The 14,435-nt window shown below is 74.8% G+C and carries 12 protein-coding genes; all 12 read right to left on the reverse strand.

The features are described 5' to 3' along the window. Positions 1-55: 55 nt before the first annotated feature. Positions 56-2,179 carry a PQQ-dependent sugar dehydrogenase gene (locus tag ABFY03_RS03340; protein WP_346169110.1) on the reverse strand — a complete coding sequence of 708 codons (2,124 nt, stop codon included), beginning with the start codon at positions 2,177-2,179 and terminating at the stop codon, positions 56-58. Between the two features lie 37 nt (positions 2,180-2,216). After that, positions 2,217-3,380, reverse strand: coding sequence for a sugar phosphate isomerase/epimerase family protein (locus tag ABFY03_RS03345; protein ID WP_386723752.1), 1,164 nt, complete (start codon positions 3,378-3,380; stop codon positions 2,217-2,219). A gap of 151 nt (positions 3,381-3,531) precedes the next feature. After that, positions 3,532-4,935 (reverse strand): alkaline phosphatase family protein, encoded by a 1,404-nt coding sequence (locus ABFY03_RS03350; protein WP_346169111.1) that lies wholly within the window; start codon positions 4,933-4,935, stop codon positions 3,532-3,534. After that, positions 4,932-6,101 (reverse strand): metabolite traffic protein EboE, encoded by a 1,170-nt coding sequence (gene eboE, locus ABFY03_RS03355; RefSeq protein WP_346169112.1) that lies wholly within the window; start codon positions 6,099-6,101, stop codon positions 4,932-4,934. Before eboE ends, ABFY03_RS03350 begins: the two co-directional genes overlap by 4 nt. Positions 6,102-6,111: 10 nt before the next feature. Then, positions 6,112-6,960, reverse strand: a complete 849-nt coding sequence (locus ABFY03_RS03360) for a TatD family hydrolase (RefSeq protein ID WP_319012532.1) — start codon at positions 6,958-6,960, stop codon at positions 6,112-6,114. After that, positions 6,960-7,595, reverse strand: a complete 636-nt coding sequence (locus tag ABFY03_RS03365; RefSeq protein ID WP_386723753.1) for an EboA domain-containing protein — start codon at positions 7,593-7,595, stop codon at positions 6,960-6,962. Before ABFY03_RS03365 ends, ABFY03_RS03360 begins: the two co-directional genes overlap by 1 nt. Continuing rightward, on the reverse strand, positions 7,589-8,467 hold the full coding sequence (locus ABFY03_RS03370) for a sugar phosphate isomerase/epimerase family protein (protein ID WP_319012533.1): 879 nt from the start codon (positions 8,465-8,467) through the stop codon (positions 7,589-7,591). Before ABFY03_RS03370 ends, ABFY03_RS03365 begins: the two co-directional genes overlap by 7 nt. Beyond that, positions 8,464-9,438 carry an SCO3242 family prenyltransferase gene (locus ABFY03_RS03375; protein WP_346172193.1) on the reverse strand — a complete coding sequence of 325 codons (975 nt, stop codon included), beginning with the start codon at positions 9,436-9,438 and terminating at the stop codon, positions 8,464-8,466. The genes ABFY03_RS03370 and ABFY03_RS03375 overlap by 4 nt, the downstream gene beginning before the upstream one ends. A 59-nt stretch (positions 9,439-9,497) precedes the next feature. Continuing rightward, positions 9,498-10,616 carry an inositol-3-phosphate synthase gene (locus ABFY03_RS03380; RefSeq protein WP_319012534.1) on the reverse strand — a complete coding sequence of 373 codons (1,119 nt, stop codon included), beginning with the start codon at positions 10,614-10,616 and terminating at the stop codon, positions 9,498-9,500. Positions 10,617-11,018: 402 nt separating this feature from the next. Beyond that, positions 11,019-12,026, reverse strand: a complete 1,008-nt coding sequence (locus ABFY03_RS03385; protein WP_346169113.1) for a sugar phosphate isomerase/epimerase family protein — start codon at positions 12,024-12,026, stop codon at positions 11,019-11,021. A gap of 30 nt (positions 12,027-12,056) precedes the next feature. Further along, the gene (locus ABFY03_RS03390; protein WP_346169114.1) at positions 12,057-13,289 is read right to left on the reverse strand and encodes a Gfo/Idh/MocA family protein; all 1,233 of its coding nucleotides are present in this window, start codon (positions 13,287-13,289) and stop codon (positions 12,057-12,059) included. Positions 13,290-13,368: 79 nt separating this feature from the next. Further along, entirely contained in the window at positions 13,369-14,415 is a 1,047-nt protein-coding gene (locus tag ABFY03_RS03395; RefSeq protein ID WP_319012537.1) for a substrate-binding domain-containing protein, read from the reverse strand. Between the last annotated feature and the right edge of the window lie 20 nt (positions 14,416-14,435).

Below are 14,435 nucleotides of genomic sequence, written 5' to 3' on the forward strand. Positions count from 1 at the left end.
GGGCCCTCGGGGCGGGTTCGCCGCCCCGAGGGCCTCTGGGTCGAGCCGGCCCGTGTCAGTCGGCCGGCGTCAGGGCCACCTCCGCACTGCCGGAGAGGGACGGCAGTCCCGCCGGGGGCGTGTCCTTGTACGAGGCGTTGAAGACGGCCTTCAGGTTGTCCGCGCCGGCGTGGCCGCCGTCCACGAACGTCCGGAACGAGCCCGAGCAGCCGGTGCTCGTCGACAGCGGGTGGCCGTGGGAGTCGTGGCCGAGGACGAACGAGACGGTGACCTTCGCGCAGTCCACCGGCTGGTCGTCGGTGACGTCGACCTTCCAGGTGACCGTGTCGCCCCAGTGGAACGCGGTGCCCCCGTGCGGTGCGGGGTCGGTCGTGAGGGAGACGACCGGCGCCTTGTTGCCGACGACGACCTGGACGGCGGCGGCGGCCGAACGTCCGGTGCTGTCGGTGACCTTCAGGGTGGCGTCGAAGACGCCGTTCGTCGTGAACGTGTGCGTGGGGTCGGCCTGGGTGGAGTCGACGGTGCCGTCGGCGTCGAAGTCCCACGCGTAGCGGAGCGCGTCGCCGTCGGCGTCCGTGGTGCCGGCGGCGGAGAAGCGCACCGTCAGCGGATTGACGCCGTTGACCACGTCCGCGGCGGCCTTGGGCTCGGGCGTGCGGTTGCCCCGGACGTAGTCGATGCGGGAGAGCTGGGCCTCGGGCAGTTCCGCGAAGTAGCCGGTGCCGTACTCCAGGACGTAGAGCGCGCCGTCGGGGCCGAACTCGGCGTCGATCGGTCCGTCCGTCCGGATTCCGGGGACGGCGTCGTCGATGGCGAGCACCTCGTTGTGCCTGCCGAGGGTGAGGGCCTTCATCTGGTCGCGGGTCCACTCGTAGAAGAGCGGCTTGCCGGCGAGGGAGGCGGGCCAGCGGTTCTCGGCGGTGTTGTGCTTGTCGTAGCGGTAGGCCGGGCCGCCCATGGGGCCGATGCCGCCCGTGCCGAGCTGCGGGAACTCCGCGGAGGCGCCGTAGCCGTAGACGATCTCGGCGTCCGTGACCGGGGGCAGCCGGGTCAGGCCGGTGTTGTGGCGCGAGTCGTTGACCGGAGCGGAGCAGTCGAAGGCGCCGGCGGACTTCTGGGTGGCGAAGTCGTAGTCCTGGTACGGCTGGTCGCGGGTCACGCAGAACGGCCAGCCGTAGTTGGCGGGGCGGTCGACGACCATCCAGCGGCCCTGCCCGGCGGGTCCCCGGTCCGGGCGGGCGGTGCGGGCGTCGGGTGAGTAGTCGCCGACGTAGACCTCACCCGTGCGCTTGTCGACCCCGAAGCGGAAGGGGTTGCGCAGGCCCATGGCGTAGATCTCGGGGCGGGTCTTCGGCGTGCCGGGCGCGAAGAGGTTGCCGTCGGGGATCTCGTAGCCGCCGTGGCGCTTGACCCGGATGCGGAGCACCTTGCCGCGCAGGTCGTCGGTGTTCCCCGAGGTGCGGCGGGCGTCGTAGACGGGGTTGCGGTCGGGGCGGTCGTCGATCGGGGCGTAGCCGTCCGAGAAGAAGGGGTTGGAGTCGTCGCCGGTGGAGAGGAACAGGTTGCCCCGGTGGTCGAAGTCGATCTTGCCGCCGACGTGGCAGCAGATGCCGCGGTCGGCGGGGATGTCGATGATCTTCTGTTCGGAGGCGTAGTCCAGCGTGTTCCCCGTGAGCTTGAAGCGGGAGAGCCGGGTGTAGCCCTTGTACGGGGCGAAGTCGGCGGGCGTGCCGGTCTGCGGGGCGTCGCCCTCGTTGACGCCCGGGGTGGCCGGGTCGTCCATGGGGGTGGTGAGGCGGGGCGAGTAGTAGAGGTAGACCCAGTGGTTCCTGGCGAAGTCGGGGTCGACGGCGATGCCCTGGACGCCCTCCTCGTCGTGCTGGTAGAGCCCGGCGGGGCTCTTCTTCATGTCGGCGGCGAGGAAGTTGACGCCGCTCCTGGGGTCGTGGACGCGGATCTCGCCGGTGCGCGCCGTGTGCAGGACGCGCAGGTCGGGCAGGACGGCGAGGGCCATGGGCTCGCCCGGCCGGTCGTTGAGGGTGACCTTCTGGAAGGCCGGCGCGGCCGAGGTGGCCGCGTCCGGCGCGGTGGTGGCCTGGACGGGGGCCAGGGGCAGCAGCCCGAGGGCGCCGGCGAGCGCCGCCGTCCCCAGGAGGGTGCCGATCCGTCTGTTGCGCACGCGGAACTCCTTCGCTACTGGTGCGGGGCTGTGTCGGTCAGCGGTGGGCGCGGAGGGCGGCGAGGTTGTCGTAGCCGACGCGGGCGAACTCCAGCGACTGGCCGGGGACGGTGGCGCTCGGCGCGGTGTCCTGCTCGACCATCGGGTGGTGGCGGTTCTTCGCCCCGACCCGGGTGAAGAACCGCCGGTAGTCGATGTCGCCGGTGCCGAACGGCACCATGTCGTAGCCCAGGCCGCTCTGCGGGTTGATCACGCCGTCCTTGGCGTGGAAGAGCGGGAAGCGGGGGGTGTGGCGGACCACCAGGCCGGCCGGGTCGAAGATCTGCTCCTGCCGCGAGCCGTCGTGGGCGGTGTGGGTGTGGAACTTGTACTGGGCCACGTGGGCCCAGAAGACGTCCAGCTCCAGGTAGACGCTTCTGGGGTCGCTGATCTGCAGGAAGTACTCCAGCTTCCGGATGCCGGAGCTGCGGGTGGGCCGGCCCTGGGCGTCGAGCGGGCCGCCGTCGAGGAGGAAGTCGTAGGCGCTGTCGTGGTTGTGGGTGTAGAGCTTGATCCCTTCGCGGGCGGCGAGGGCGCCCAGGGTGTTCCACTTGTCGGCGGCGACGTCCCAGTCGGCGCGGTAGGGGCTGCCGGTGGGGTCGCCGCCGGTGCCCATGTGCTCCATGCCGAGGATGTTCGCGATCTCCAGGGCCCGCCGGAAGGCGTCCAGGTCGGCGGGGGTGAGCGGCCAGGAGCTCGGGATGAAGCCGTGGCTGCCCTGGGCGCGCAGCCCGTACTCGTCGAGCCAGGAGCGCATCAGGCGCGCGCCCTCGACGGTGCCGAGGTCCGCGCCGCCGGGGGCGTTGGCGTGCTGGCGGTACCCGGCGAACTCCACCTGCCGGTAGCCGTACCGGGCCAGCTGCCGGAACACCTCGCGGAAGCCGGACGGCAGGTCGGTGGCGAGCGGGTCGCGGGCCACGGCGTCCCGGACGGTGTAGAGGATCAGTCCGCGCCTGTCCGGCGGGACGAGGGCGGAGCGGCCGTGGTCGACGGCCGTCTCGGGCTCGGCCTCGGTCCGCGCCAGGGCGGGTGAGGCGCCGAAGACGGGGGCGGCGACCGCCGCGGCCGCGGTGGCGGTGCAGGTGCTGAGGAAGCGGCGGCGGCTGACGCCGAGCGTGCGGCGCAGCGCGTCGCCGGCGGTGGAGGTCTCTTCGGGGGACACGGTCACGGCGTACTCGCTTTCGTGGTGACGGAGGTGCGGGTGGGGTTCCGCGTGCCGGTGGGCTCGGGGTCCGAACGGCCGGGGGGCGCGCGGGTTCACGGAGCGGTGGTGCGGGGTGCGGCGGTGCGGCGGTGCGGGGTGGCGCGGAGGCTCAGGAGAGGCCCGCGAGCCGCAGGAGGAGCGGCTTCACCTCGGTGGCCGCGGTGCGGCCGGTCAGGGCGCCGGGGGCGGAGCAGAGGACGACCGGGCCGTCGGCGTCGTCCGCGGGCAGGCGTCCGTGGCTGCCGCGGACGGGTGACGGGTCCAGCGGCACGACCGCCATCCGGTAGCGCAGTCCGGCCTTCTTGCGGGCCACGGCGGCCGCGGCCTTGAGCCGTACGTAGGGGTCCTCGGGGTCCAGGAACAGTTCGGCCGGGTCGTAGCCGGGCTTGCGGTGGATCTCGACGAGCCGGGCGAAGTCGGGGGCCCGCGCGTCGTCCAGCCAGTAGTAGTACGTGAACCAGGCGTCGGGTGCGGCGACGGCGACGAGCTCGCCGGAGCGGGGGTGGTCGAGGCCATGTGCCTTCTTTCCCTCGTCGTCGAGGAGTCGCTCGACGCCGGGCAGGTCCTGGAGGACGGCGCGGGCGGCCGCGAGGTCCTGGGGGCGGCGGACGTAGACGTGGGCCACTTGGTGGTCGGCGACGGCGAAGGCCCGGGAGGCCGCCGGGTCGAGGTACTCCATGCCGTCCTGGGTGTGGACGTCGAGGAGTCCGGCGCGGCGCAGGGCGCGGTTGATGTCGACGGGGCGGCTGACGCGGGTGATGCCGTACTCGGACAGGGCGACGACGGTGCGGCCCTCGGCGCGGGCGTCGTCGAGCAACGGGGCGATGACCGCGTCGAGTTCGGCGGCCGCGCGGTGCGAACGCGGGTCGTCGGGGCCGTACCGCTGGAGGTCGTAGTCGAGGTGCGGGAGGTAGCAGAGGGTGAGGTCGGGGCGGCGGGTGCGGATGATGTGGCGGGTGACGTCGGCGATCCACCGGCTGGAGGCGAGGGAGGCGCCCGGTCCCCAGAACCGGAAGAGGGGGAACGTGCCGAACGTGGCGGTGAGTTCGTCGTGGAGCGCCGGCGGGCGGGTGTAGCAGTCGGGTTCCTTGCGCCCGTCGGCGTAGTAGACGGGGCGGGGCGTGACGGTGATGTCGGTGTCGGCGCCCATCGCGTACCACCAGCAGATGTTGGCGACGGTGTAACCGGGGTGGGCGCGGCGGGCGGCGTCCCAGATCTTGTCGCCGGCCACCAGGCCGTTGTGCTGGCGCCACAGCAGGACGTCGCCGAGTTCGCGGAAGTACCAGCCGTTGCCGACGATGCCGTGTTCGGCGGGGAGGGTGCCGGTGAGGAAGGTGGACTGGGCGGCGCAGGTGACGGCGGGCAGCACGGTGGACAGGGGCGCCCGCGAGCCGCTGTCGGCGAGGTCGCGGAGGCGTGGCATGTGGTCGAGGAGCCGGGGCGTGAGGCCGACGACGTCGAGGACGAGGAGTGGGGTCGGGCGGTCGCCGGCCGGGGGCCGCGCGTCGGTCACGGGAGCTCCTTCAGGCCGAGGTCGGTGAGCAGGTCGCGGGCGAGGGCGAGTTCGGCGGCGATGCCGTCGGCGAGGCGGCCGCGGCTGCGGGGGCGCGCTCCGGGCGGGAGGGCCTGCCAGGTGTACGTCTCGACCTCCAGGTGACGGGTACGGGGGTGGGCGCCGCCGACCAGCAGGGCCAGGGCGTCCTTGAGGACGGGGAGCGTGGAGGTGAGCGGCGGGGCGGGCGGGGCGTGCAGGGGGACGTGGAAGTGGGCGCGCCAGGGGGCCGTGTCGGGCAGGACGCCCCCGGCGAGCGCTTCGGGCAGGTCGTCGGTGCCCCGGAGTCCGGCGGCGGTGGCCGTGCGGGTCTGGTGCAGGAAGCGCGGCTCGGCGTAGGCGGCGAGCGCGGCGCGTACGGCGGGGCGGTGGGGTTCCTCGGCGTGCAGGGCGGCGGAGAGCTGGGCCTTGGGGACGCGGATGCCGGCGGTGTCGAGTGCGGCGAGCGCCGTGGCCGGGTCCTCGAAGGAGGTCGCGAGGTGGCAGGTGTCGACGCAGACGCCGACACGGTCGCCGGGCAGGCCGGTGAGCGGTGCGATGGCGTCGGCGGTGGTCTCCACCACGCAGCCCGGCTCGGGTTCGAGGGCGATCCGCACGGACTTGCCGGTCAGCTCCTCCAGGGCGTCGAGCCGTTCCGTGAGGGTGGTGAGGGCGGCGCGGGCGGTGGCGGCGGCGCGCTCGTCGAAGCCGGTGCGCCAGGCGAGCGGCAGGGTGGAGACGCTTCCCTCCGTGACGTCCTCGGGGAGCAGGGCGGCGAGGAGGCGGGCGAGGTCGGTGGTGTGGGCGAGGCGCTCCGGCTCGGTCCAGTCGGGGCGGTACACGCGGTGCTTGACGGCGTCGGCGCCGAAGCCCTCGTAGGGGAAGCCGTTGAGGGTGACGACCTCGAGGCCGCGGCGGTCCAGCTCGGTCTGGAGCCCGCGCAGCGTCACCGGTTCGGCGGCCAGGGCGTGGACGGCGTCCCGGGCGAGCCAGAGGCCGATGCCGAGCCGGTCGCGGCCGAGCCGCCGGCGCACCGGCTCGCAGTGCACCCGGAGCTGGGCGAGGACGCCGTCGAGGGTCTCCGCGGGGTGGACGTTGGTGCAGTAGGAGAGATGGACGAGGGTCCCGTCGGGGTGGCGGAAGCGCACGGCTCTCCCCTCATTCCCCGCCGCGGAGCACCGAGTTGCCCTCGTGCAGGGCGTCCGGGGCGGGGACGTCGAGCCGGAGGCGGCCGCTGAGTCCGTAGAAGGCGACCGGGTTGCGCCACAGGACCAGGTCGACGTCGTCGTCGGTGAAGCCTGCGGCGAGCATGGCGTCGCCGACCTCGCGGGTCTTCAGCGGATCGCTTCTGCCCCAGTCGGCGGCCGAGTTGACGAGGATCCGTTCGGTGCCGAAGGCGCGCAGGACGGTCACCATGCGGTCGGTGTCCATCTTGGTGTCGGGGTAGACGGAGAAGCCGAGCCAGCAGCCGCTGTCCGCGGCGGCGGCGACGGTCGTCTCGTTGAGGTGGTCGAGCAGGGTCCGCTCGACGGGCAGGTCCGACTCGCGGACGACGTCGAGGGTCCGGTGGAGTCCGGCGAGCTTGTCCCGGTGCGGGGTGTGGACGAGGGCGGGCAGGCCGTGGTCGGCGGCGAGCTGGAGCTGGGCGGCGAGGGCGGTGTCCTCGGCTGGGGTCATCGCGTCGTAGCCGATCTCGCCGACGGCGACGACGGAGTCCTTGACGAGGTAGCGGGGCAGCTCGTCGAGGACGGGGGCGCAGCGCGGGTCGTTGGCCTCCTTGGGGTTGAGCGCGATCGCGCAGTGGTGGGAGATGCCGTACTGGGCGGCGCGGAAGGGCTCCCAGCCGAGCAGCGCGTCGAAGTAGTCGACGAAGCTGGCGGGCGAGGTGCGCGGCTGACCGAGCCAGAAGGCCGGTTCGACCACGGCGCGGACGCCCGCCGCGTACATCGCCTCGTAGTCGTCGGTGGTGCGCGACGTCATGTGGATGTGCGGGTCGAAGATGCGCATCACGGCTCCTCGGTCGGTACGCCGGTCAGGGTCAGGGCGTGGCGGAGGTCGCGGGGGACCTCCCGGCCCGCCGCGGTGCGTTCGGCGGCGTGGGCGGCGAGCATGCGGGCGAGTTCCGCGTCGCCGGACGCCCGGCGTGCCAGGTCCGCCACGGCGCTCAGCGGGACGCCGGTGAAGAGGCACTTCAGGACGGCGTGGCGCCAGGCGTGCGGGGGCAGGTGGGCGGCGGCGTACGGGCCGACGGCGGCGGCGATCAGCCGGGTGTCGTGCGTGCGCAGGGCGTCGTCCACGAGGGGGGTGGCCTCGGGGCCGTCGACGAGGGCGGGCAGGGCGTGGAGCACGGCGCGGCGCTCGGCGGCGCTGCCTTCCCGGTAGAGGCGGGTCAGCGTCGGGGGGTCGGCGCGGGCCTCGATCAGCAGCAGGGCCCGTACGGCGTCCGCTGCGTCCCGGCCGCAGTGCCGGCCGGCGGTGACGAAGCGGTGTTGCCAGGCGGGGTGGGGAGCGGGCCGTGCCTCCGGTGCCGTCGCCGCGCGGGCGGCGTCGGCCAGGGCCTCGGCGAACCAGGCGCGGGCGCGGTCGTCGGGCAGCCGTGCCGCGAGGTCCGCGCGGGTCGGGGACGGGGGTGACGTCAGCACGCGGGGGCTCCCTTCACGGCGGCCGCGGCCGCGTCGCGCAGGAACGCGGCGGATTCCGCGGCCAGGCGTGGGCCGGCGTGCGCGTGGCGGGGCAGTTCGACGACGGTGAGGCCCTGGTATCCGGTGGCCGCGAGGGCGTCGAGAACGGGCGGGAAGTCGATCTCGCCCTCGCCGAACGGCAGGTGCTCGTGCACGCCGCGCCGCATGTCCTCGATCTGCACGTGGCGCAGCCAGGGCGCCGCCGCCCGGACGCAGTCGGCCGGTGGGGCGGCCTCCAGGCAGTGGCAGTGGCCGATGTCGAGGGTGAGGCCGAGGGGTGCGGGGTCGCCGAGCGCGGCCCGCAGCCGGTGGAAGTCGTCGAGGGTGGCGAGGAGGTGCCCCGGTTCGGGTTCGATCGCGAGCGGCACGCCCGCGTCGGCGGTCGCGTCGAGCACGGGTGCCAGCGCCTCCGTCAGGCGCCGCCAGGCCGTGGCGTCGTCGGTGCCCGGAGGCGTGACGCCGCTGAAGCAGTGCACGGCGTGCGCCCCGAGGTCCGCCGCGACGCCGACCGCCGTGCGCAGCAGGCGGACCCGGGCGGCGCGGTCCCGCGGGTCGGCGTCCAGCAGCGAGGGACCGTGCTTGCGGCGCGGGTCGAGCACGTACCGGGCCCCGGTCTCGACGGTCGCGGTGAGTCCGAGCGCGCCGAGCCGGCGGGCGACCCGGGCGGTACGGGCGGCGAGGCCGGGGGCGAGCGGGTCCAGGTGCATGTGGTCGAGCGTGAGCCCGACGCCGTCGTACCCGAGGTCGGCGAGCAGCCCGAGGGCGTCGTCGAGACGGAGGTCGGTGAGGCCGTTGGTGCCGTACCCGAGGCGGAGTCGCTGCCGGTCGCTCATGTGGCGCTCACCTTCCGTGCGAGGCCGCGGGCGAGGGGGGCGAGCCCCAGCAGGGCGAGTCCGGTGCCGGTCGCCCCGGCGTGGGCCGCGAGCGCGGCCTGGAGCGGGATCAGGGCGCGGATGCCGCCGCCGACGGCGCGCTGGGTGAGCGGCGGGGACGGGTGGAGCGCGGCGTGGAGCAGGGGGACGGCGGTGGTGCCGGCGTACAGGGCGACGGGCAGCAGCGGTGCGAGCGCCGCCGTGCCGCCCGCCTTCCGCAGCGCTCCGCGTGCGGTGACGGCCCCGAGCGCGGACGTCGCCGCGAGGGCCCCGAGCGGGGCGAGCGTCGAACCCCCCTGCGCCTCGTGCCGGGAGACGGCGGTGACGGCGTACGTGTGGAGGGCGAGCGCACCCGCGGGCGCCGCGACCCGGAGCCCGGCGCGGGCCGCCGTCCCCCGCCGGGCGACCGGCGCCGGCGCGGCGCGGCCGGGGGTACGCCGGCGGAGTGCGGGCCGCGTGGCCGCCGCGCCCAGGACGAGGTCGAGGGCGCGGGCGGCGGCCATGGCGGCGGGGCCGGCGGACGTGTGCTTGAGGCGGAGGTCGTAGGCCCACACGAGTCCGGCCAGGGCCGTGGCCGCGGTGAGGGCCGGGCGGCCGGCGCGGGAGGCGAGGGCGAGACCGGCGGCGGTCAGCAGGCCGGCCGCACCCAGCGCCGCGGCCGGGGCGATCCGCCCGGAGGGCAGGGGGCGGTGGGGGCGGTCGACGGCGTCCTCCTCGCGGTCCGCCCAGTCGTTGAGCGCCATGCCCGCCTCGTACAGGCAGAGCGACGCGCCGACGGCGTACGCGGTCCCCCGGCCGGGCCGCACCCCGAGGGCCGCGGCGCCGGCGAGCGCGTCCCCGGGCACGCTGAACAGCGCGGAGACCCGGAGCAGTTCGGCCCAGGCCCGGATCCGACGGCCGGCCGGCAGCGGGCCGGGCGCGGGCGGCGGCACCGGGCCGCCCGGCGGCACGGGCGCGCCCCGCCGGGCGGGGAACGGGCGGCCGGGGCGCGTCACTTCGCCTCCCGCAGCCGGTCGGCGAGGGCCAGCAGCGCGGCGAACTGTTCCGCGAGGCCGGTGGGCCCGCCGTCCGGGTCCTTGAAGTAGAAGCCGAGTTCCGGGAGGGGCCCGGAGAGTCCGGCTTCGTGGGCGCGGGCGACCAGGCGGGCCAGGTCGAGGACGAGGGGCGCGGCGAGCGCGGAGTCGCAGCCCTGCCAGATGGTCTGGAGGATCATCCGCGAGCCGAGGAAGCCCTCGAAGGCGATGTGGTCCCAGGCGGTCTTCCAGTCGCCGAGCGCGGGGACGTCGTCGATGTGGACCCGGCCCTCCGGCCGGTGGCCGAGCGTCTCCGCCAGCACGCGTTCCTTGCCGGCGTTCTTCGCCGCCGCGGCGGCGGGGTCGGCCAGCGTCGCCCCGTCTCCCCCGCCGAGCAGGTTGGTGCCGGACCAGGCCCGTACGTCGAGGGCCCGCTGGACGAACATCGGGGCGAGCACGGACCGGAGCAGCGTCTGCCCGGTCTTGCCGTCGCGGCCCGCGTGGGGCAGTCCGGCGGCGAGCGCGGCGGCCGAGAGGTCCGGGGTGCGCAGGCCGGTGGACGGGGTGAAGTCGACGTAGGGGCAGCCGGCCCGGACGGCCGCGGCGGCGTAGAGGGAGCTGGGCGGCAGGCGTTCGGCGTCGGGCGGGGGCGTCGGCTCGGTGCTGGAGACGTTGACGACGACGACGCGTGCCAGTGCGTGGCGGTCGCGGAAGGACACCAGGTCGGCGGCGAGGTCGGCGATGAGGTCGGCATCGGAGCGGGGGTCGTCCGGCAGGGGGCCGCCGACGCGTATCTCCTCGTCGGCGGCGGCGAGTTCGGCGTGGACGGCGGCGGCGACGCCGTGCGGGAGCACGCCGGCGCCGGTCAGCTGCTCGGCGCGCTTGGGGAGCGGGCAGGACGCGAGGTCGTGGCCGCCGAAGACGAGCGCGGCCAGGGACGGCAGCCCAGTGCCGGCGAACGCGGCCGTCTCGGTGACCATGCCGGCCGCCGGGTGGAGTCCGGCGCGGACGGCGGCGCATCCGGCGACGGCCGTGGTCGCCACGGAGCCGCGTGCTCCGGCGAACCAGACTCCGGTGCGTGCGTGGGTGTCAGTCACGGGCTGCCTCCTTGCCAGATCGTTGGGTGCGTGCGGTGGAGGGCTGGGGGTGCGGCGCCCCGGCGGCGCGGGCCGGCGGGGCGGAGCGGGCCGCCCGACAGGGGGTGCGAGGGGCGGGGCACGGTGCGGTGTGGGCCCCTGCGCGGTCTCGGCGGGTGCGGGGGGGCGGACCTGAAGAGGCGGGGCCGGGGGGACGGGAGGGTCGCTCCCGGGCCGGCGGTGCGGGCGGGGGGAGCGAGGGCCGTGGTGGTGCTGTGAGGGGACCGTAGCCGCGTTCGTCCGTGGCCGAAAGCCCTTGCGCAGCAGATCGGTCGAACTTTCTCCCGCCTCAGGACAAAGCCGTCTGCGGGCAGGCCGGACCGCCCGGTGGCGCTCCTCGCCACCGGGCCCGGCCGGGAACTCCTACCGGTCGCCGCCGGAGAACGCGGCGTCGAACGAGGCCGACGGCGGGTCGAAGTCGAACCGCTTCAGATGCGCCAGCGCCTCGGGCGCGCCGGTGAGCCGGTCCATCCCGGCGTCCTCCCACTCGACGGACACGGGGCCCTGGTAGCCGATGGACCTCAGCATGCGGAAGACGTCCTCCCAGGGCACGTCCCCGTGCCCGGCGGACACGAAGTCCCAGCCGCGCCGGGGATCGCCCCAGGGCAGGTGGGAGCCGAGCCGCCCGTTGCGCCCGTCCAGGCGCTTGCGCGCCTCCTTGCAGTCGACGTGGTAGATCCGGTCCCGGAAGTCGTACAGGAAGCCGACCGGGTCGAGGTCCTGCCAGACGAAGTGGCTGGGATCGAAGTTGAGCCCGAACGCCGGCCGGTGGTCCACCGCCTCCAGGGCACGGTGCGTCGTCCAGTAGTCGTAGGCGATCTCCCCGGGGTGGACCTCGTGCGCGAAGCGGACCCCCTCGGCGTCGAAGACGTCGAGGACGGGGTTCCACCGCTCGGCGAAGTCCTCGTAGCCGCGCTCCACCATGCGCTCCGGCACGGGCGGGAACATGGCCACCAGGTGCCAGATGGAGGAGCCGGTGAAGCCGACGACGGTGTCGACGCCGAAGGCGGCCGCGGCGCGCGCGGTGTCCGCCATCTCCGCCGCGGCCCGCCGCCGCACGCCCTCGGGTTCGCCGTCGCCCCAGAGCCGGGCCGGCAGGATCCCCTGGTGCCGCTCGTCGATCGGGTGGTCGCAGACCGCCTGGCCCACGAGGTGGTTGGAGATCGCGAAGCACGTCAGGCCGTACTTGTCGAGCAGGGCGTGCCGGCCGGCCAGGTACGACGGGTCGGCGAGGGCCTTGTCGACCTCGAAGTGAGCGCCCCAGCAGGCGAGTTCGAGGCCGTCGTAGCCGAAGTCGCGGGCGAGCCGGCAGACCTCCTCCAGCGGCAGGTCGGCCCACTGGCCGGTGAACAGCGTGAACGGACGGGGCATGAGACCTCCAAAGGGTGTGCGGGCGGTCCGCTAGCGGACCTCGGCCGGCACGTCCTGGACGGGTGTGTAGACGGCGTTCTTCCGGGCGCTCTCCTCGACCGCGGCGAGCACCCGCTGGACCAGCAGCCCGTCGGCGAAGGACGGCGAGGGTTCGCTGCCGGTGCCGATCGCGGCGACCAGGTCGCGGGCCTGGTGGGTGAAGGTGTGCTCGTAGCCGAGGGCGTGGCCGGGCGGCCACCACGCCTCCAGGTACGGGTGCTCGGCCTCGGTGACGAGGATCCGCCGGAAGCCCGCGGTGACGGCGGGCTCGTGGTGGTCGTGGAAGCACAGCTCGTTGAGCCGCTCCAGGTCGAAGGCGAGCGAGCCCCGCTCCCCGTTGATCTCCAGCCGGAGCTGGTTCTTGCGGCCGGAGGCCATCCGGCTGGCCTCGAAGGTGGCGAGCGCGCCCGAGGCGAGCCGTGCGGTGAAGACGGCCGCGTCGTCGACGGTCACCGGTCCGCGCGGGCCACCGGTGGCGGCCTGGCCGGACGGCACGGCGAGTCCGGCGGCCGCGGCCGTGAGCCGGGGCCGTTCCCGTACGAAGGTCTCCGTCTGGGCGGACACCCCGACGATGGGCTCTCCCGCCAGGTACTGCGCGAGGTCGACGATGTGCGCCCCGAGATCGCCCAGCGCCCCCGACCCGGCGTGCTCGCGCTCCAGCCGCCAGGTCAGCGGGAAGTCGGGGTCGACCAGCCAGTCCTGGAGGTAGGTCACCCGGACGTGCCGCAGGGTGCCGAGCCGCCCCTCGGCGATGAGCCGTCGGGCGTACGAAAGGGCGGGCACGCGCCGGTAGTTGAAGCCGACCATCGCCACCTGGCCGCGGGCGCGGGCGGCCTCGGCGGCGGTGGCCATGGCCTCCGCCTCGGCCACCGAGTTGGCGAGCGGCTTCTCGCACAGGACGTGCTTGCCGGCCTCCAGGGCCGCGATCGCGATCTCCGCATGGCTGTCCCCCGGGGTGCAGATGTCGACCAGGTGCACGTCGTCCCGGGCGATCAGGGCACGCCAGTCCGTCTCCGCCGCCGCCCAGCCGTGCCGCCGGGCGGCGGACCGGACGGCGGCCGCGTCCCGGCCCGCGATCGCCGCGAGGACGGGCCGCAGCGGCAGGTCGAAGACCCGGCCCACATTGCGCCAGCCCTGGGAGTGCGCGGCGCCCATGAACGCGTACCCCACCATGCCGATGCCGAGCCCGGGCGGCGAGGTCGCGTCACTGTCCCGCTGTTCCATACGGTTCCTCCTGGTCAGAGAGTCACTGACTCGTCGGTGTGCTGCGGGGCCGGGCATCCCCCCGGGAGCCCGGACCCGGTCAGTTGAAGCCGGTGGGCAGGTAGTCGTCGACGTTCTCCTTGGTGACGACCGCCGAGTAGAGGGTCAGCGAGGACGGGATCTCCAGCTCCGCCAGACCGCCCACGCCCTTGCCCTGGCCGAGCGCGCGGGCCAGGTCGATGGCGGACGCCGCCATCGTGGGCGGGTAGAGGACGGTGGCCTTGAGGACGCCGGTGCCGGCCTTGATGGCGTCCATGGCGGACTTCGCCCCGGCGCCGCCGACCATCAGGAAGTCGTCGCGGCCGGCCTGCGCGATGGCGCGCAGCGCGCCGACGCCCTGGTCGTCGTCGTGGTTCCACAGCGCGTCGAACGCGGGCTGCGCCTGCAGCAGTTGGGCCATCTTGGCCTGGCCGGACTCGACGGTGAAGTCGGCGGCCTGGCGGGCGACCTTGGTGATGTTGGGGTAGTTCTTGAGGGCGTCGTCGAAGCCCTGGGTGCGCTGCCGGGTGAGTTCGAGGTTGTCGAGGCCGGCGAGTTCGACGACCTTGGCGTTCGGCTTGTCCTTGAGCTGCTCGCCGATGTAGGTGCCGGCGTTGAGCCCCATGCCGTAGTTGTCGCCGCCGATCCAGCAGCGGTAGGCCTGCGGGGAGGCGAAGACGCGGTCCAGGTTGACGACGGGGATGCCGGCCCGCATCGCCTGGAGGCCGACCTGGGTGAGCGCCTTGCCGTCGGCGGGCAGGATGACGAGGACGTCGACCTTCTTGTTGATGAGGGTCTGCACCTGGCCGATCTGGGCGGCGGTGTCGTTGGAGCCCTCGGTGATCTCCAGGGTGACGTCGGAGTACGTCGCGGCGCGCGACCTGGCGTTCTGGTTGATGGCGTTGAGCCAGCCGTGGTCGGCCTGGGGGCCGGCGAAGCCGATGGTGACGGGCTTGCCGGGCTTGTCCTCGGCGGCCGGGGTGTTGCCGGCTGCCGGCTGTTCCTGCTGCTTGGGCTCGTTGCTGGTGCAGGCGGTCAGCAGCGCTCCGGCGGAGACGGCGGCGGTGCCGAACAGAAGTCCTCTGCGGCTGGGGGCGGTTCGGGACATGGCGGATCAACCCTTCGGCT

This window comes from Streptomyces roseofulvus (assembly GCF_039534915.1).
In the GTDB taxonomy this organism is placed as follows: Bacteria; Actinomycetota; Actinomycetes; order Streptomycetales; family Streptomycetaceae; genus Streptomyces; species Streptomyces roseofulvus.